The 18,353-nt window shown below is 73.3% G+C and carries 15 protein-coding genes; 12 read left to right on the forward strand and 3 right to left on the reverse strand.

Annotated features, from left to right (window positions below; genetic code table 11):
- Window positions 1-57: 57 nt before the first annotated feature.
- From E4U91_RS27895 to E4U91_RS27930, 8 genes are all read left to right on the forward strand, one after another.
- Window positions 58-795, forward strand: coding sequence for a GntR family transcriptional regulator (locus E4U91_RS27895; RefSeq protein WP_137311029.1), 738 nt, complete (start codon window positions 58-60; stop codon window positions 793-795).
- Between the two features lie 197 nt (window positions 796-992).
- On the forward strand, window positions 993-1,997 hold the full coding sequence (locus E4U91_RS27900; RefSeq protein WP_137309380.1) for a sugar ABC transporter substrate-binding protein: 1,005 nt from the start codon (window positions 993-995) through the stop codon (window positions 1,995-1,997).
- Window positions 1,994-3,034 carry an ABC transporter permease gene (locus E4U91_RS27905; protein ID WP_137309381.1) on the forward strand — a complete coding sequence of 347 codons (1,041 nt, stop codon included), beginning with the start codon at window positions 1,994-1,996 and terminating at the stop codon, window positions 3,032-3,034. Before E4U91_RS27900 ends, E4U91_RS27905 begins: the two co-directional genes overlap by 4 nt.
- The gene (locus E4U91_RS27910) at window positions 3,031-3,804 is read left to right on the forward strand and encodes an ATP-binding cassette domain-containing protein (RefSeq protein ID WP_137309382.1); all 774 of its coding nucleotides are present in this window, start codon (window positions 3,031-3,033) and stop codon (window positions 3,802-3,804) included. The genes E4U91_RS27905 and E4U91_RS27910 overlap by 4 nt, the downstream gene beginning before the upstream one ends.
- A 266-nt stretch (window positions 3,805-4,070) precedes the next feature.
- The gene (locus tag E4U91_RS27915; protein WP_137309383.1) at window positions 4,071-5,216 is read left to right on the forward strand and encodes an ROK family glucokinase; all 1,146 of its coding nucleotides are present in this window, start codon (window positions 4,071-4,073) and stop codon (window positions 5,214-5,216) included.
- A complete protein-coding gene (locus E4U91_RS27920; RefSeq protein WP_137309384.1) occupies window positions 5,213-5,806 on the forward strand; it encodes a sugar kinase in 594 nt (197 codons plus the stop codon). Before E4U91_RS27915 ends, E4U91_RS27920 begins: the two co-directional genes overlap by 4 nt.
- A 135-nt stretch (window positions 5,807-5,941) precedes the next feature.
- On the forward strand, window positions 5,942-8,845 hold the full coding sequence (locus tag E4U91_RS27925) for a DEAD/DEAH box helicase (protein ID WP_241678701.1): 2,904 nt from the start codon (window positions 5,942-5,944) through the stop codon (window positions 8,843-8,845).
- Window positions 8,845-11,145, forward strand: a complete 2,301-nt coding sequence (locus E4U91_RS27930) for an SWIM zinc finger family protein (protein ID WP_137309385.1) — start codon at window positions 8,845-8,847, stop codon at window positions 11,143-11,145. The genes E4U91_RS27925 and E4U91_RS27930 overlap by 1 nt, the downstream gene beginning before the upstream one ends.
- Before the next feature lie 51 nt (window positions 11,146-11,196).
- On the opposite strand, the gene E4U91_RS27935 is transcribed toward E4U91_RS27930, so the two are convergent.
- From E4U91_RS27935 to E4U91_RS27945, 3 genes are all read right to left on the reverse strand, one after another.
- Entirely contained in the window at window positions 11,197-11,397 is a 201-nt protein-coding gene (locus E4U91_RS27935; protein ID WP_137309386.1) for a DUF4287 domain-containing protein, read from the reverse strand.
- Between the two features lie 159 nt (window positions 11,398-11,556).
- Window positions 11,557-12,393 (reverse strand): HD domain-containing protein, encoded by an 837-nt coding sequence (locus tag E4U91_RS27940; protein ID WP_137309387.1) that lies wholly within the window; start codon window positions 12,391-12,393, stop codon window positions 11,557-11,559.
- Between the two features lie 154 nt (window positions 12,394-12,547).
- The gene (locus E4U91_RS27945; RefSeq protein WP_137309388.1) at window positions 12,548-13,540 is read right to left on the reverse strand and encodes an alpha/beta hydrolase family protein; all 993 of its coding nucleotides are present in this window, start codon (window positions 13,538-13,540) and stop codon (window positions 12,548-12,550) included.
- Between the two features lie 159 nt (window positions 13,541-13,699).
- Between E4U91_RS27945 and E4U91_RS27950 the strand changes: the two genes are divergently transcribed.
- From E4U91_RS27950 to E4U91_RS27965, 4 genes are all read left to right on the forward strand, one after another.
- On the forward strand, window positions 13,700-14,074 hold the full coding sequence (locus E4U91_RS27950; RefSeq protein WP_137309389.1) for a MerR family transcriptional regulator: 375 nt from the start codon (window positions 13,700-13,702) through the stop codon (window positions 14,072-14,074).
- 230 nt (window positions 14,075-14,304) lie between these two features.
- Window positions 14,305-15,696 (forward strand): cellulase family glycosylhydrolase, encoded by a 1,392-nt coding sequence (locus E4U91_RS27955; RefSeq protein ID WP_137309390.1) that lies wholly within the window; start codon window positions 14,305-14,307, stop codon window positions 15,694-15,696.
- 161 nt (window positions 15,697-15,857) lie between these two features.
- Window positions 15,858-17,075 carry a cellulose-binding domain-containing protein gene (locus E4U91_RS27960; RefSeq protein WP_137309391.1) on the forward strand — a complete coding sequence of 406 codons (1,218 nt, stop codon included), beginning with the start codon at window positions 15,858-15,860 and terminating at the stop codon, window positions 17,073-17,075.
- A 126-nt stretch (window positions 17,076-17,201) separates the two neighbouring features.
- Window positions 17,202-17,690 carry a GNAT family N-acetyltransferase gene (locus tag E4U91_RS27965; RefSeq protein WP_168218169.1) on the forward strand — a complete coding sequence of 163 codons (489 nt, stop codon included), beginning with the start codon at window positions 17,202-17,204 and terminating at the stop codon, window positions 17,688-17,690.
- The last annotated feature ends 663 nt before the right edge of the window (window positions 17,691-18,353 follow it).

An 18,353-nucleotide genomic window follows, 5' to 3' on the forward strand; every position in this document is an offset into this window, starting at 1 on the left:
GTCAACCGGCCACGGAGCTACGCTCGGGCCGTGCCGAAACCAGATGTGGACCCGACCGTGCAGCTCGACCTCCGGGTGGACCGCAGTTCCCCCGTGCCCTTGTACTTCCAGCTGTCCCAGCAGCTGGAGGCGGCGATCGAGCACGGTGCGCTGACCCCGGGCAGCCTGCTGGGCAACGAGATCGAGCTGGCGGCCCGGCTCGGCCTGTCCCGGCCGACCGTCCGCCAGGCGATCCAGTCACTGGTCGACAAGGGCCTCCTGGTGCGCCGCCGGGGCGTCGGCACCCAGGTCGTGCACAGCCAGGTCAAGCGCCCCCTGGAACTCAGCAGCCTCTACGACGACCTGGAGGCGGCCGGCCAGCGCCCCGCCACCTCGGTCCTGGTCAACACCGTCGTCCCGGCGACCGCCGGCGTCGCGGCCGCGCTCGGGGTGCCCGAGGGCGACGACGTCCAGCGCATCGAGCGGCTGCGGCTCGCCCACGGGGAGCCGATGGCGTACCTCTGCAACCACCTGCCCCCCGGCCTGCTCGACCTGGACACCGCGGAACTGGAGGCCACCGGCCTGTACCGGATGATGCGGACGGCCGGGATCACCCTGCACAGCGCCCGCCAGTCGATCGGCGCCCGCGCCGCCACCGCCGCCGAGGCCGAGCGGCTCACCGAGGCCGAGGGCGCGCCGCTGCTCACCATGCAGCGCACGACGTTCGACGACACGGGCCGGGCGGTCGAGTTCGGCGACCACATCTACCGCCCGAGCCGCTACTCCTTCGAGTTCCAGCTCCTGGTCCGGCCGTAACCCGAGGACCGACGCAGGCCCTGCCGGAGAGCCGTTTCGTCGCATTGTCCGGACAAGGCGACCCTTCCCGGAGCCCCCGCCCGAACGTGCCCGAGCCCGTGTTCGATAATGGGGCGTTTGCGTCCGGTGAACGGTGAACTGTCATGACCGCCGCCGGACGCGCGCACGACAGCACACGGCAAGAAGGGCACGGCCTCGTGGCACGGTTTCGGACCTGGGCAGGGATCGCGTTGGCGGGGGCACTGTGCGTGTCGCTCGCCGGGTGCAGCAGCACCGGGGGCAAGCGCGCCGAGGACGCCCGCAAGGCCGCGGCCGCGCACGGCAGGGCGGCGGTGGACACCCCCCGCTGGACCGTCGCGATGATCACCCACTCGGGTGATGGCGACACGTTCTGGGACATCGTCCAGAGCGGCGCCGAGCAGGCCGCCCGCAAGGACAACATCGCGTTCCTCTACTCGCACGACGACGAGGCGCAGCAGCAGGCGCAGCTCGTCGACGCGGCCGTCGACAAGAAGGTCGACGGGATCATCGTCTCGCTCGCCAAGCCCGACGCCCTCAAGGCCGCCCTGGCCCGCGCCGCGAAGGCCGGCATCCCGGTGATCACGGTGAACTCGGGGTCCGAGCAGTCCAAGGCCTTCGGCGCGCTCACCCACGTCGGCCAGGACGAGTCGGTGGCCGGCGAGGCGGTCGGCGAGGAACTCAACCGGCGCGGGCGCAAGAAGGCGCTGTGCGTCCTGCACGAGCAGGGCAACGTGGGTCACGAGCAGCGCTGCGACGGCGTGGCCAAGACCTTCCACGGCACGCTCCAGCGGCTCTACGTCAACGGCACGAGCATGCCCGACGTGCAGTCCGCGCTGGAGGCGAAGCTCCAGACGGACCGGGCCACCGACGCCGTGGTCACCCTGGGCGCGCCGTACGCCGACACCGCCGTACAGGCCCGGCGCGGCGCGGGCAGCACCGCCGAGATCGACACCTTCGACCTGAACGCCAAGGTCGCCGCGGGCCTGGAGGACGGCAGCCTCGGCTTCGCCGTCGACCAGCAGCCCTACCTCCAGGGCTACGAGGCCGTGGACCTGCTGTGGCTGTACAAGTACAACGCCGACACCCTCGGCGGCGGCAGGCCCGTGCTGACCGGCCCGCAGATCGTCACCAAGGACCAGGCCGCCGCGCTCGCCGCGTACACGCAGCGGGGGACCCGATGAGCGCGACCACGGACGGCATGCCTGAAGAAAGGTTCCTGCAGAGCGCGTCCGCGCGTCGGCTGCTGAGCCGCCCCGAGCTGGGCTCGGTCGTCGGCGCGGTCGCGGTCTTCGTGGTGTTCGCCCTGGCCGCCGACGGCTTCCTGCGCGCGTCGAGCCTGAGCACCGTCCTGTACGCGTCCTCGACGATCGGCATCATGGCCGTGCCCGTCGCGCTGCTGATGATCGGCGGCGAGTTCGACCTCTCGGCCGGCGTCCTGGTCACGTCCTCGGCGCTGATCTCGTCGATGACCAGCTACCAGCTCACCGCGAACGTCTGGGTCGGCGTCGGCGTCTCCCTGCTGGCCACCCTCGCCGTGGGCGCCTTCAACGGCTTCCTGCTCACCCGCACCCGGCTGCCCAGCTTCATCGTCACCCTGGGCACGTTCCTGATGCTCACCGGCATGAACCTGGGCTTCACCAAGCTGATCGACGGCACGGTGTCCACCAAGACCATCGCCGACATGGAGGGCTTCCCCGCCGCGCACGCGGTCTTCGCCTCCACGCTCACCGTCGGCGGCGTCGACGTCAAGGTCACCATCCTGTGGTGGATCGCCCTCGTCGCCGTCGCCTCCTGGATCCTGCTGCGCACCCGGGCCGGCAACTGGATCCTCGCCGTCGGCGGCAACGCGGACGCCGCCCGCGCGGTCGGCGTCCCCGTCGCCCGCACCCGCGTCGCCCTCTACATGGGCGTGGCCCTCGGCGCCTGGATCTCGGGCCAGCACCTGCTCTTCTCCTACGACGTCGTCCAGTCCGGCGAGGGCGTCGGCAACGAGCTGATCTACATCATCGCGGCCGTCATCGGCGGCTGCCTGATCACCGGCGGCCACGGCAGCGCCGTCGGCTCGGCGGTCGGCGCCCTGCTGTTCGGCATGACCAGCAAGGGCATCGTCTTCGCCGAGTGGAACCCGGACTGGTTCAAGTTCTTCCTCGGAGCGATGCTGCTCCTCGCGACCCTGCTCAACCACTGGGTCCGCAAGCGCGCGGAGGCGGCCAAGTGACCCTCGTCGAGCTGACCGGTGTCAGCAAGCACTACGGCTCCGTCCGCGCCCTCGACGGCGTCTCCCTGGAGGTGCACGCGGGGGAGATCACCTGCGTCCTCGGCGACAACGGCGCCGGCAAGTCGACCCTCATCAAGATCATCGCCGGGCTCCACCAGCACGACGGCGGGGTCCTGCGGCTCGACGGCGAGGAGACGCGGCTGGCTTCCCCGCGCGAGGCGCTGGACCGGGGCATCGCCACCGTCCACCAGGACCTGGCCGTCGTCCCGCTCATGCCGGTGTGGCGCAACTTCTTCCTCGGCTCGGAGCCGCGCAAGGGCGTCGGCCCCTTCAAGCGCCTGGACGCCGACCTCATGCGCCGCACCACGCGCGCGGAGCTGCTGCGGCTGGGCATCGACCTGCGCGACGTCGACCAGCCCATCGGCACCCTGTCGGGCGGCGAACGCCAGTGCGTGGCGATCGCCCGCGCGGTGTACTTCGGCGCCAAGGTCCTCATCCTCGACGAGCCGACGGCGGCGCTCGGCGTGAAGCAGTCGGGCATGGTCCTGAAGTACGTCGCGGCGGCACGCGACCAGGGCCTGGGCGTGGTGCTCATCACCCACAACCCGCACCACGCGTACCTCGTCGGCGACCGGTTCGCCCTGCTGAAGCGGGGCACGACCGTGGGCCACTACACCCGCGACCGCATCACGCTCGAGGAACTGACCCACCAGATGGCGGGCGGCAGCGAGCTGGAGGCCCTGAGCCACGAGCTGGGGGGACGGGGCTGAGGGCGGCCGGCGGGAGCCGGCGGCGGGGCTGAGGGGTGGTTCGTGCGGGCAGTCGGCGGGGCTGAGGGGCGGTTCGTGTGGCCCGCCGGCGGGGCTTGGGGCGCTTGCGTGAGCCGTGGCGCACCGTGCCGCCGTTCCACGGGCCGGGCCTGCGCGGAAGGGGCCGCCCACGGCACGTCGGCACGCGCGCGTGGGTGCGGCCCCGCGCTGCGCGCCCGTTGCCCCATTCGGCGCCCTGGGGGACCGTGCGGCAGAATCGGGCCTTGATGAGCACCTACGGCAACTTCAGCGCCCCCATCGGCTCCCGCCGTGCGCCGGCGCTCCGCACCGTCGGCACACGTGAGCGCCGCTCCCACCTGACCGCGCCGCGCGTGCCCACGGTGGGCATCGACATCGGCGGGACCAAGGTCATGGCGGGCGTCGTGGACGCCGACGGCAACATCCTGGAGAAGGTCCGCGCGGAGACCCCGGACAAGTCCAAGAGCCCGAAGGTCGTCGAGGACACGATCGTCGAGCTGGTGCTGGACCTGTCCGACCGGCACGACGTGCACGCCGTCGGCATCGGCGCCGCCGGCTGGATCGACGCCGACCGCAACCGCGTCCTGTTCGCGCCCCACCTGAACTGGCGCAACGAACCCCTGCGCGACCGCATCTCCGGCCGCCTCTCGGTCCCGGTCCTGGTCGACAACGACGCCAACACCGCCGCTTGGGCGGAGTGGCGCTTCGGCGCGGGGCGCGGCGAGGACCACCTGGTCATGATCACCCTCGGCACCGGCATCGGCGGCGCCATCCTGGAGGACGGCCAGGTCAAGCGCGGCAAGTACGGCGTCGCCGGCGAGTTCGGCCACATGCAGGTCGTGCCCGGCGGTCACCGCTGCCCGTGCGGCAACCGCGGCTGCTGGGAGCAGTACAGCTCCGGCAACGCCCTGGTCCGCGAGGCCCGCGAGCTGGCCGCCGCCGACTCCCCGGTGGCGTACGGCATCGTCGAGCACGTCAAGGGCAGCATCGCCGACATCACCGGCCCGATGATCACCGAGCTGGCCCGCGAGGGCGACGCCATGTGCGTCGAGCTGCTCCAGGACATCGGGCAGTGGCTCGGCGTGGGCATCGCCAACCTCGCCGCCGCCCTCGACCCGTCCTGCTTCGTGATCGGCGGTGGCGTCTCGGCCGCCGACGACCTGCTCATCGGCCCCGCGCGCGACGCGTTCAAGCGGCACCTCACCGGGCGCGGCTACCGCCCCGAGGCCCGCATCGTGCGCGCCCAGCTCGGCCCCGAGGCGGGCATGGTCGGCGCCGCCGACCTCGCCCGCCTGGTCGCCCGCCGCTTCCGGCGCGCCAAGCGGCGCCGGGTCGAGCGGTACGAGCGCTACGAGCGGTTCGCCGAGTTCCGCCGCACGAGGGACACGGCATGACCGCTTCGCTGCCCCGCCAGGCCGCGCCGCCGGACGAGCCGCCCCGGCCGTCCGAGGACCGCCGCCACATGATCCGCCGCCGGACGCTCACCCTGCTCATCATCGGGCTGCTCATCGGCGTCCCGGCCGGCTACCTGGTGATCTCCGCCGCGCAGAGCCGCGACAGCGGTCTGGACAAGGAGAAGAAGTACTCCGCGACCGGCCTCACCGAGGGCTGGCCGTCGAAGGTCCAGCGCACGCTGTACCAGGTGCCCGTCCCGCACCCGTCCAACAAGGTCGCGTACTACGAGACGAACAACTGGAAGACCAGCCGCCTGTACGTCCAGTTCCAGACCACCCACGCGGGCCTGGACCAGTTCCTCTCCGACCTGGGCGTCAACCGGGACGACCTGACCGAGGACCGCATCACCATCAGCGCCCGCGACCAGAAGGTCACCGGCTGGAAGTTCTCGGGCCCCGGCTCGCGCCCCGGCGACTACTTCGGGCTGATCCACCAGCAGAAGAACCCGCAGCCGACCCACGACGTGGTGGTCAACACCGGCAACCCGACCTACCCGATGGTGTACGTCGTCTCGCGGACGGTGCCCTGACCGGGACGTACGGTGCGCGGCCGAGTCAGGGCCGGTCGTCCGGTGGGCGGCCGGTCGTCGGGGCCGATTGTCAGACCCCGCCCGTAGAGTCGAAGACGACTGATCAGGGACGCGGCCGGGAGGTGAACAGGGCTCATGGGCGACACGGCCACGGGGGAGCGGGCGGCCTCCCCGGCGCGCCCGGCCGTCCCAGGAGCGGCGGCCTCCCCGGCACCGGAGTCGGTGTCCGTCCCGGTGCGCCTCGCCGCCGTCTTCCTGCCCGCCGCCCTCCCGCGCGAGGGCCGCATCGCCCTGTGGGACCCGTCGGACGGTCCGCTGCCCACCCCGGAGGGTGAGGTCGAGCGCACGGAGCTGACGGTCGTACGCCGCCACGGCTCCTCGGTCCGCCGCAGGCAGGCCCCCGCACTGTCGCTCCCGCTGGACCGGGCGCTCCCGTTGCTCGTGCGCGCCCGGCGCGATCCCGCCGCCCACCCGGCCACCGCCTGCTGGGGCGCGGCGGCGCTGCACGCGGTGCGGCTGGCCGCGCGGGGCCGCCTGCTGCCCGGCCTCACGCCCACCGGACACGACGCCTGGCGGGCGGGCCCCCTCGACCCCGAGGACGTCGCCCACCTGCGCGCGGTCGCCGCGGCCCTCCCGCCCGAGGGCCACGCCGTGCCGCTCCCCGGCCCCGGTCCGCTGCGGCTGCCCCAGCCGGAGGCGCTGGTGCGCGCCTTCCTCGACGCCGTCGCCGACACCCTGCCCCGCACCCCGGCCGCCCCGCACGCCTCGGGCCGGCCCTTCGCCGACCGCAGGCCCCAGCGGCTGCCCGGAGCCCAGGACTGGGCCGCCGAGGTCGCCGCCGGCATGGACGCGGGCGTGCGGATCTCGCTGCGCCTGGACCTTTCGGCGTACGACCTGTTCGACGCCGGGGACGGGGCGGGCACCGGCGGGGCGCGCAGCGCCGGGGCCGCCGTGGTGCAGGTGCACAGCCTCGCCGACCCCACCCTGGTGGCCGACGCGGCGGCGCTGTGGGCGGGCGAGGCCGACGCGGCCTTCGGGCCCCGCGCGCGGGTGGACGCGGCGCTCGCCGTGCGCCGCGCGGCCCGCGTCTGGCCGCCCCTGGCCCGGCTCGCCGAGCAGGACGCGCCCGACGTGCTCGCCCTCTCGGAGGAGGAGCTGGGCGACCTGCTGGGCGTCGCCGCCGGCCGGCTGGCGGCGGCCGGGGTGGCCGTCCACTGGCCGCGCGACCTCGCCCACGACCTCGCCGCGACCGCGGTCGTGCGGCCCGCCCCGGGCTCGGCCACCGACGGCACCGGCTTCTTCGACAGCGAGGAACTGCTCCAGTTCCGCTGGCAGTTGGCGATCGGCGGTGACCCGCTCAGCGAGACCGAGATGGACCTGCTCGCCGAGGCGCACCGGCCGGTCGTCCGGCTGCGCGACCAGTGGGTGCTCGTCGACCCGGCGCTGGTCCGCAAGGCCCGCAAACGCGAACTGGGCCTGCTCGACCCGGTCGACGCGCTGTCCGTCGCGCTCAGCGGCACCGCCGAGGTCGACGGCGAGACGGTCGAGGCCGTCCCGGTGGGCGCCCTGGCCGCCCTACGCGACCGCCTGACGGCCGGTGTCCGCCCGGCCGACCCGCCGCCCGGCCTGCACGCGACCCTGCGCGACTACCAACTGCGCGGCCTGGCCTGGCTCGACCTGATGACCACCCTCGGCCTCGGCGGCTGCCTCGCCGACGACATGGGCCTCGGCAAGACCATCACCGTCATCGCGCTGCACCTGAAGCGCGCCCGCACCGAGCCGACCCTCGTGGTCTGCCCGGCCTCGCTGCTCGGCAACTGGCAGCGCGAGATCACCCGTTTCGCGCCCGGCGTCCCCGTCCGCCGCTTCCACGGACCCGAGCGCACCCTGGACGACCTCACCGGCGGCTTCGTGCTCACCACGTACGGCACCATGCGGTCCGCGGCCCCCACGCTCGCCGAACAACCCTGGGGCATGGTCGTGGCCGACGAGGCCCAGCACGTGAAGAACCCGTACTCGGCGACCGCCAAGGCGCTGCGCACCCTCCCGGCCCCCGCACGGATCGCGCTCACCGGCACGCCCGTCGAGAACAACCTCTCGGAGCTGTGGGCCCTGCTCGACTGGACGACCCCCGGGCTGCTCGGCCCGCTGAAGTCGTTCCGCGCCCGGCACGCCCGCGCCGTGGAGAACGGCGAGGACCCGCAGGCCGTGGAGCGCCTCGCCCGCCTGGTCCGCCCCTTCCTGCTGCGCCGCAAGAAGTCCGACCCGGGCATCGTCCCCGAGCTGCCGCCCAAGACGGAGACCGACCACCCGGTCCCGCTCACCCGTGAACAGGCCGCGCTGTACGAGGCGGTGGTGCGCGAGTCGCTGCTCGCCATCGAGAGCGCGGAGGGCATCGCCCGCCGGGGCCTGGTCCTCAAGCTGCTCGGCGCGCTCAAGCAGATCTGCGACCACCCCGCGTTGTACCTGAAGGAGGAGCACGGCCAGTACGCCGACGACCGGCTCGTCGCCCGCTCCGGCAAGCTCGCCCTGCTGGACGAGCTGCTGGACACCGTCCTGGCGGAAGACGGCTCGGCGCTGGTCTTCACCCAGTACGTCGGCATGGCCCGCTTGATCGCCGCACACCTGGCCGGCCGAGCGGTCCCGGTGGACCTGCTGCACGGCGGGACGCCGGTGGCGGAACGCGAGCGGATGGTGGACCGCTTCCAGAGCGGGGCGACCCCGGTGCTCGTCCTCTCCCTCAAGGCGGCCGGCACCGGCCTGAACCTCACGCGGGCCGGTCACGTCGTCCACTTCGACCGCTGGTGGAACCCGGCCGTGGAGGAACAGGCCACCGACCGCGCCTACCGCATCGGCCAGACCCAGCCCGTCCAGGTCCACCGCCTCATCACCGAGGGCACCGTCGAGGACCGCATCGCCGACATGCTCCAGGCCAAGCGCGCCCTCGCCGACGCGATCCTCGGCTCCGGCGAGTCGGCCCTCACGGAACTCACCGACCGCGAGCTGTCCGACCTCGTCTCGCTGCGGAGGGAGGCGTGATGACCGACCACGGCGACCGCCCGGCGGACGCGGCCCGACGCGCCCTGCGAGCCGCGAGGGACGGCCGGGGGAGCACGGCGCAGCCGGAGACGGACGCGGAGCCGACCACCGGACACGTGCACACGGACGTTCCTGACGCGGCACCGACGCCGACACAGCCACCGACGCCGCCGTCTGCCTCGGCGGAACCGACTCGCCCCGAACTCGCGGCCGCCGCCCAGGAGGCGCCGGCCGGCCGCCATCCCGGCGAGGGTCCGCGCCGACCGGCCGACATCGCCCGCGAGGCACTGCGGCGGGCCAGGGCGGACAGAGGAGCGCCGAGCGGGGACACGACGGGGGTGGAGGAAGCCGACGGCGCCTCGGAAGCCGACGGCGTGAGCGGATCCGACGGCGTGGGCGGATCCGACGGCACGGTGGAGGACGCGCGCCGGCCTGCCGTCGTCAGGACGTTCACGGCGGAGGAGCACGCCGCCCCGGACCGTGACCGAGAGGGCGACGAACCGACCCCCGACGAGCGGGGGCGGGAAGCCGACTCGCCGGGCGCGACGCACCCCCGCCCCGCCGCACCCGCCGCTCCCGACCGAGACGTCGAGACCGACGCCGACGTACCCCCGGCACCCCTGGGCGGACCGGCGACCCGGCCCTCGGACCTCGCCAGGGAGGCCCTGCGGTCGGCGCGGGCCGAGGCGCGCCGCGAGACGCCGGACCCGGGTGCGTCGCGCCCGGCGTCCCGCCGCCGACGCGCCGAACCCACCCGTGCCCCCGGTGGACGCGCGGGCGACGTACGCAGGCTGCTGGCGGACGCGTTCCGGATGCCGTCGGATGACGACGACGCGGGGGAGGAGCGCACACCGCCACACGCGAACGCCCCCGGGGCAGGGGCCTGGCAGGAGGAGCCCGCCGCTGCCCCGGAGACCCGGACCGCGCCGGACCACGACCGCCACACGGAACAACCGCACGCCGCCCCGCCGCGCACCCCCGGCTCGATGGCCGCCCCGGCCCGCGACGGTGACCTGCGCCGCACGTTCCCCGCGTTCCCGCCCCGGACGCCCACGCCCGCCGGTGCGGACGACGACGGGTCGGGGGAAGAGGGCCCCGCGCCCGCCCCGTTCGCGGACACCTGGTGGGGCAACGCCTGGATCACCGCGCTGGAGGAGGGCGCGCTGGACGTCAAGCGGCTGCTGCGGGGCCGGGGTTACGCCGAGCAGGGGCACGTGGACGCCATCACGGTGACCCCGGGATCGGTGCTGGCGTACGTGCAGGGGAGCCGGCCGCGGCCGTACCGGGTGCAGGTGCGGTTGCGCACGCTGGGCGAGGACGGCTGGGAGCGGTTCCTGGAGGCGGCGGTGGAGCGGCCGGGGCACATCGCGGCCCTGCTGGACAAGGAACTGCCCCACTCCCTGGCCGACTGCGGCGTCCCCCTGCTGCCGGGAGCGGGCGACCTGGAACCGCAGTGCAGCTGCCCCGACCGCGGCCACCCCTGCAAGCACGCCGCCGCGCTCTGCTACCAGACGGCACGTCTGCTGGACGACGACCCGTTCGTGCTGCTCCTGCTGCGCGGCCGGGGTGAGCGGGAGCTGCTGGACGCGCTGTCCCGCCGCAACGCCGCACGGGCGGCACGGGCGGCCCAGGAGCACGGCCCCGAACCGCTGCCGGGCGTCCGCGCCTCGGAAGTCCTTACTCCGGAACGCCGGCTGAGTCCCCTGCCGCCGCCCCTGCCCCTGCCGCCGCACCCGGAGCAGCCCCCGGCGTACCCGTCGGTGCCGGGCGGCCCGGACTCCTTCGCGCTCGACCAGCTCGCCACCGACGCCGCCGCCCGCGCGCACGCCCTGCTGGCGACCGGCCGCGACGAGGTGGGCGAACTGACGCTGTGGCAGGACGCGGTCCGGCTCGCCGCCGCCCGCCCCGGCTCCGGGCTGACCGCCGGCAGCCGCGCCCTGTACTCCTCCCTGGCATCGGCCGCGGGGCGCACCCCGGCCGAGCTGGCCCGCGCGGTCGCGGCGTGGCGGCAGGGCGGCCCCGACGGACTGGCCGTCCTGGAGGAACCGTGGGACCCGCCGGCGGGCCGCTTCGACCGTGCCCGCCCGCTGCTGCTCGCCGCGGACCTCCCGGCCTTCCGCCCCTGGCGCAACCGCCTGACGCACCCCCGCGGCCACATACAGCTCCGCCTGGGCCGCGACGGCCTCTGGTACGCCTACGAGTCCGAACCCGACCACGACGACTGGTGGCCCCGGGGCACCCCCGACCCGGACCCGGTGGGAGCCCTGACCGGCCTGGCGACGGACCCGGACACCCTCTGAGCCGTCGGGCGGACCGGCCGACCCGACCTCCGGGCCGTCAGTGCAGCCCGGCTACTCCGCGAGGGTGTGCGCGACGAGGGCGTTGGCATGACCGTGCCCCAGCCCGTGCTCGGCCTTGAGCCAGTTCACGAGTTCCATGTGCCGGGTCAGCGGCGAGGAACGGATGAGGTCCTTCCACTCCGCCACCGGGCGACCGTACTTCTTCTCGATGGCGGGGAAGTAGCTCGCAGGGCCCTTGACGGCGTCGGTCATGTCGGCAGTGTCCCGTCTGTCTGTGCTGTGCTGGCTGCACTCGAACCGCCCGCGCCACGGGTTCATCCGGCCACGGGCGTTGTTGTCACAGGTATGACGGCCGGGCACCGCTCACGTCATCGTCCGCCGAACGTGGGTTGCGTCACACCGAGTTCGACGCTAGTCCGCGAACGGCGCCCCGAGCAGCAGGTCCTCCACCGTGGGGACCGGGAAACCCGGGATGTGACGGCGGCCGACCTCCGCGAAGGGGTGCATCAGGGTCGACAGGGGCTTGGTGCGGCACAGCGACAGGATGGTGGAGAGCGCGTCATGCTTGAATCCCTTCCTCGGGAACGCGGCGAGGATTTCCTCGCGCGTGCCGGACGGGATTTGCTGGAGGTCGTTGCCGGAGAAGTCGAGCCCGGAACCCAGGGAGACCATCGCGATCTCGGGCCGTTTCCTCGTGGCGATACCGGTATTGGTGTGCAGCGCGATCGCGTCCCACACGACGTCCACCCGCTCGGCCGGGACACGGCGTTCCACCAGAAAACGCCGCGCGGCATCCGCGCCGTCGACCTCGAAGCGTTCGGCCGGTGTCCGGTGGGCCTCGACCAGACCGAGGTCGTGCAGCACCGCTGCGACGAAGGCGAGTTCACGGTCGTAGGAAACGCCCCGCCGGTCGAACAGCGCACAGCCGAACAAATAGGAGCGCATGACGTGATGGAAAAGCGTCTCCGACGACGCCTCACGGGCGAACTCGGCGGCGTCCCGGGCCAGTCGGCTGCCGGGGATGCGGATTCCCGCCACCGACCTGGGCAGGTGCTCGCGACCTGGGCCCGATCCCTCCGAGGCGTTGTCACTCCGCACGGCCGAAGTCGCCTCCGCGGCCACGGCTGAACCGGCCTGCGCGGAGGCCAAGGTGAAGGCCGCTCCCGCCACCGCCACACCGGCGCCTCGCCTCAGCGCGGTGCGCCGAGTGAAGTCGTCCCCGTCATGTCCCCTGCCCGCCTCGTGCATTGCGTTCCTCTTCGTCATCGCTCGATCCGTGGAATGCCCGGAGCCTATGAGGGGCGCACGGGAAGCAGACAGGGGAGCAAATGCCAAGAAGCTCCGGATTCCCGCCAGGGACCTCCCTGGCGTTCAGCGCGACGGAACTCGGCTCATTACCGGCTCACTTGGATATCAGCCGACCCAACGCGTGACGGCCGTCCGCGAGGACGGCTCGGGCCGCGTTCCAGGCGGAGCTGTCGATGCCCAGCGCGTGCCGCACGTAGGCCAGGGTGACTTGTCGGACCAGGGCGACGTGTGCGGGGTTCTCGTCGGTGGTCTCGGCCGCGTCGTAACCGGAGATGCCCCCCAGGAAGTGCTGCGCCCCGAAGAGTGTCAGCAGGCTCTTGTCGCCGGGGCTCAAGGTGTAGGGATCGGTGGTCCATTCGGGTCCCCGGGTGGTCAGCGGGAGGTCGTCCTCGTCCCCGGCGACCACCAGGGCGGGTGCGGTGAGGTGGGAGAAGTCCTGCTCGCGCAGCCAGGGCAGCTGGGCGTGCGCGAAGGGCGTCAGGTGGCCCCCGCCCGCTCCCGCCGTGGCCAGCAGCACCCCGGCCGAGACGCGCGGGTCGGACAGGTCCTCGGCGGCACCGGTCTGCGGGTCGGTGACGCGCAGGCCCAGCAGGATCGCGGCCGTCTGGCCGCCGAAGGAGTGCCCGGCGACGGCGACGCGACCGCGGTCCAGCCGTCCGGCCAGTCCGGGTACGGCCGCTTCGAGGACGTCGAGCTCGTCCAGCAGCCGCCTCAGGTCCTCGACCCGGTGGCGCCACATCCGGGGCCGGCGCGGATCGTCCGCGGCGAGGCCAAGCCTCCTTGAGTCCGGATGGGTGGCCTGGACGACGACGCACCCGTGGGCGGCCCAGTGGTCGGTCAGGGGCGCGTAACCGTCCAGGTTCGAGCCGAACCCGTGCGCGAACAGGATGATCGGCAGGCCCCGCCCACTGACCGGGGCGGACACGCGTACGTGCAGGTCCGTGCCCCGTGACGGGGAGGGCAGCGCGATCGGCTTGACCGTGACGATCGGCGTGGCGCGGGGTGCGGCGAGGGCGGCCGCGAGGGCGCCGTGGTCGTCCACGGCATCGATCCCTGCGGGTGCGGGCGCGGGCTTGGGGGTGGTCATGGGCTTGGCCCCTCGTGTCGTTCGTACGGTGCGGCGCGGCATGGTGCGACGGCGGACGGCGGACGGCGGGCGTCCGGTTCGCCCCGTGCCCGGGTACGCTAAAACCTCACGTCGACGTGAGGGGCAAGGGCGGGGGACGTCCCGGCGAGGAGGGGTCCCGTGCGGATCGGTGAGCTGGCCGCGAGGGCGGGCGTGAGCGTCCGGGCCCTGCGGTACTACGAGGAACAGCACCTGCTGACGCCCGAACGCAGCCCGAGCGGCCAGCGCCACTACCCCGAGGCCTCCGTCGAACAGGTGCGGGTCATCCAGCAGCTGTACGCCGCCGGCCTGTCCAGCAGAACCATCGTCGCGCTCCTGCCGTGCGTCGTCGACGGCCTCGCCACCCCCGAGCTCCTCGCCCGGCTGGCCGCCGAACGCGACCGCATCGACGAGCGGATCGCCGACCTGACCGCCACGCGCGACCGCCTCCAGTCCGTCATCGGCGGAGCCGCGGACACCCTGCTCACCGGCCGCCCCTGCCGCACCGGGAGCTGACCGCACCCCACCGCGCGCAGCGGCAGCGCACCCGTGCATCCAGCCCGGCCGACGGCCCGGCCGACGGACCACTCGCCCGGAAGTCGAAATCGTTCGACGGTCCAATCCCTGTACGCGATCGGCGCACCGGTGTACGTTCTCGGGCCGACGCACTTTTGGGAGCGCTCCCATTCCGCTCCCGCTGTCATCTCTCCGGTTCGCTTCGCATCGCACGAGCACGAGGAGGAACGTTGAAACGCACTTTGGCCCTCCTGGCCACCTGCGCGACGGCCCTGGGCCTGATGACCCTGGCCGGCCCCCAGGCGGTGGCCGCCACCGGCTGCAAGGTCGACTACACGATCACCAGCCAGTGGCAGGGCGGCTTCCAGGCCGGGGTGAAGGTCACCAACCTGGGCGACCCGGTCAGCGGCTGGACGCTCAAGTGGACCTGGCCGGACGGCGGTCAGAAGGTGACCCAGGGGTGGAACGGCACCTGGTCGCAGTCGGGTTCCACGGTCAGCGCCACCAACGTGGACTGGAACCGCGCGCTGGCCACCGGCGGCAGTGCCGACCTCGGCTTCACCGGCACCTTCACGGGCAGCAACCCCAAGCCCGCCGCGTTCACGCTCAACGGCGTGGCCTGCACGGGCACCGTCGGCGGCGACACCCCGACCGACCCGGGCACCCCCGGCAACCCGGGCACCGGCACCCCCGTGGGCGTCAACGGACAGCTCAAGGTCTGCGGCGTCAACCTGTGCAACCAGTACAACCGCCCCATCCAGCTGCGCGGCATGAGCACCCACGGCATCCAGTGGTTCAGCAAGTGCTACAACAGCGCCTCCCTGGACGCCCTGGCGACCAACTGGAAGGCGGACCTGCTGCGCATCGCCATGTACGTGCAGGAGCAGGGCTACGAGACCGACCCGGCCGGCTTCACCAGCCGCGTCAACAGCTACGTCGACATGGCCGAGGCCCGCGGCATGTACGCCCTGATCGACTTCCACACCCTGACCCCGGGCGACCCGAACTACAACATCGACCGCGCCAAGACGTTCTTCGCGTCCGTCGCCGCCCGCAACGCCGCCAAGAAGAACGTCATCTACGAGATCGCCAACGAGCCCAACGGCGTGAGCTGGACGGCCATCAAGAGCTACGCCGAGCAGGTCATCCCCGTCATCCGGGCCGCCGACCCGGACGCCGTCGTCATCGTCGGCACCCGCGGCTGGTCCTCCCTGGGCGTCTCGGACGGCTCGAGCGAGACCGAGGTCGTCAACAACCCGGTCAACGCGTCCAACATCATGTACGCGTTCCACTTCTACGCCGCGAGCCACAAGGACAACTACCGCGCCACGGTGAGCCGGGCGGCGGCCAAACTGCCGCTGTTCGTCACCGAGTTCGGCACGGTGAGCGCCACGGGCGGCGGGTCGCTGGACCGGGCGAGCACCACGGCCTGGCTGGACCTGCTCGACCAGTTGAAGATCAGCTACGCCAACTGGACGTACTCCGACGCCAACGAGAGCAGCGCGGCGTTCAAGCCGGGCACCTGCGACGGCGGCGACTACAGCAGCAGCGGGGTGCTGACGGAGTCCGGCGCGCTGGTCAAGAGCCGGATCAGCACCGCCGACAACTTCCCGACCAGCTGACCCGCTCACGCACCGCACAACCCGTACGACGCACGCACGCACCGGCGTACTGACGCGCCGGCATGCCGACGCACCGGCCTGCTGACGCACCAACCCATTGGGAGCGCTCCCAAAAGCAAGGGGGCGCTCCCGCCCGCCCCTTCGCCCCACCGGAGGTATGCATGCGCACCCTTCTCCGGCGCTTACTGTGCCGCCCGCGCCGCCCTTGGACGGCCGCGGCGTTCCTCACGGCCGTCGCGCTCCTCGCGTCCGGCTTCACCGTCCTGTCGGCGAGCGGCGCCGAGTCCGGCTGCCGGGTCGACTACACCGTGAACCAGTGGACGGGCGGCTACACCGCCCAGCTCAAGGTCACCAACCTCGGTCCCGCTGTGACGAGTTGGCGCCTGACGTGGACGTACGCCGGTGACCAGCAGGTGACCTCGGCGTGGAACGCCACCGTCACCCAGACGGGCAGCTCCGTCGTCGCCGTGAACACGAACTGGAACGGCGCCCTGGCCACGGGCGGCACCGCCGACTTCGGCCTCCAGGGCACCTGGCGCTCGTCCGCCCCGGCACCGGTCGACTTCGCCCTCAACGGCGTGTCCTGCGGCGGCACCGGCACCCCGCCGCCCACCACCCCGCCCCCGACCACGCAGCCGCCGACCACCCCGCCCCCGAGCACGCCGCCGCCCACCACTCCGCCCCCGAGCGCCGACTGCGGTTCGGCCGTGATCTGCTCGGGCTTCGAGGACCAGACCGGCACCACCCCGTCCGGGGCCTGGCGCTTCACCGCACCCGACTGCCAGGGCACCGGCACGGCCGCCGTCGACACATCGGTCGCGCACGGCGGAGGCAAGTCGCTGCGGGTCGACGGCAGGGCCGGTTACTGCAACCACGCCTTCGTCGCCGCCACCGCCGACCTGTCCTCCGTCGGCCCGGTGATGTACGTACGCATGTGGGTGCGGCACACCACCGCGCTGCCCGCGGCCCACGTCGCGTTCGTCTCCATGCCCGACTCCTCCCAGGGCGGCCGGAGCCTGCGCGTCGGCGGCCAGAACGGCGCCCTGCAGTGGAACCGGGAGACGGACGACGCCACCCTGCCCGCCCAGAGCCCGACCGGCGTGGCGCTCAGCCGACCGCTGCCGACGGGGAGTTGGCAGTGCCTGCGGTTCGCGATCGACACGTCCGCGCCCAAGCTCGACACCTGGCTCGGCGACGAACAGGTCCCGGGCCTGCACGCCGACGGCGTCCCCACCCAGGACGTCGACCAGCAGTGGCTGGCCCGCACGACCCCGCCCCGCCCGACCGCCCTGCGCCTGGGCTGGGAGAGCTACGGCACGGGCGACGACACGCTGTGGTTCGACGACGTGGCGGTCGGCTCGTCACCGATCGGCTGCTGACCGGCCGGACCACAGCAGGGGGAGCCGGCCCGAGGGCCGGCAGGGGGAGCCGGCCCGTCCTCGGACCGGCTCCCCAGGCGTCCGCCCGCCGCGAGGAGACACCCCCTGGTGCGCCATACTCGTCCGATGAGCAGGCGCACTTCCCCGACCAGCCCGCAGATCACCATCCGCAGGGCCGTCGCCAAGGACGCCAAGCGGCTCACGCGGCTCGTGCGCGGCTCCGGCGCCTATGAGGGGAAGTACGCGAGCGCAGTCGCGGGCTACCGGGTGGGGCCCGACTACATCGAGGCCCACCGCGTCTTCGTGGCCGTCGGGGGCGGTGAGCACGACGGCCGGGTCCTCGGGTTCTACGCGCTCGTCCTCGCGCCACCGGAGCTCGACCTGCTGTTCGTGGCCGACGACGTGCAAGGGCTGGGGATCGGCCGGCTGCTGGTGGCGCACATGCTGTCCGAGGCCCGTGCCGCCGGACTCGACCACGTCACGGTCGTGTCGCACCTCCCCGCCGAGGACTTCTACCACCGCGTGGGCGCGGTGCGCACCGGCACCGCGCCCGCGAACCCGCCCGCCGTGCCGTGGGACCGTCCCGAGTTCGAGTTCCGCGTTCCTCCGGCATGACCCGGGGCACGGGCGCCGCAGGGAGGGAGGCGGTCAGGGCATGTGCATCGAACGCACGTTCCCCCGACCGTGTGGGACGTCGCGAGACATGAGAAGGTCTGGGGCGTGAGTGAGACACCCCCGAACACCCTGCAATACCGCTTCGACGGGCCGGAAGACGCCCCGGTGCTGATCCTGGGTCCCTCACTGGGCACCACCTGGCACAGGTTGTAGGAACCGTCCAAGGGCGTCCACGTCAGTCCAGCGTGGGCATGAAATAGCAGGTCAGGGGTTCCTGGTCCGTGAGGGGCCACCCAGTTGGTGATCCCTTTGTGATACGCGAGTGATACGGCGCAGCCCCGCCGGGGACCGCTGAGGGGACTCTGCGCGGAGCCGTGAGACGGCGAAGCGGCAGCGGAGCGTTCTACTGCCGCTTCGCCGTGAGATCGGCTGCGCTGCCGCGCACGATGAGGTCGGCACCTTATGTGTTCCGGGCTCCTTTGGCGCGTGCGGCGTGCAGCTGCTTTGCGATCGCACTCGCCCAGCAGGTCCGGAAGCTGAAGGAACTGCGGGCCGCCGATGCCCGACCTTGGTCCGCGCACTGCCTACACAAGCCACCAGGGTCCGAGTCCCTACCCCCACACCGTCAGCTGACCTCCCGTAAGGCCGTTCCTGCTCATCGAC

The organism is Streptomyces lasalocidi (assembly GCF_005280215.1).
Classification (GTDB): Bacteria; Actinomycetota; Actinomycetes; order Streptomycetales; family Streptomycetaceae; genus Streptomyces; species Streptomyces longwoodensis.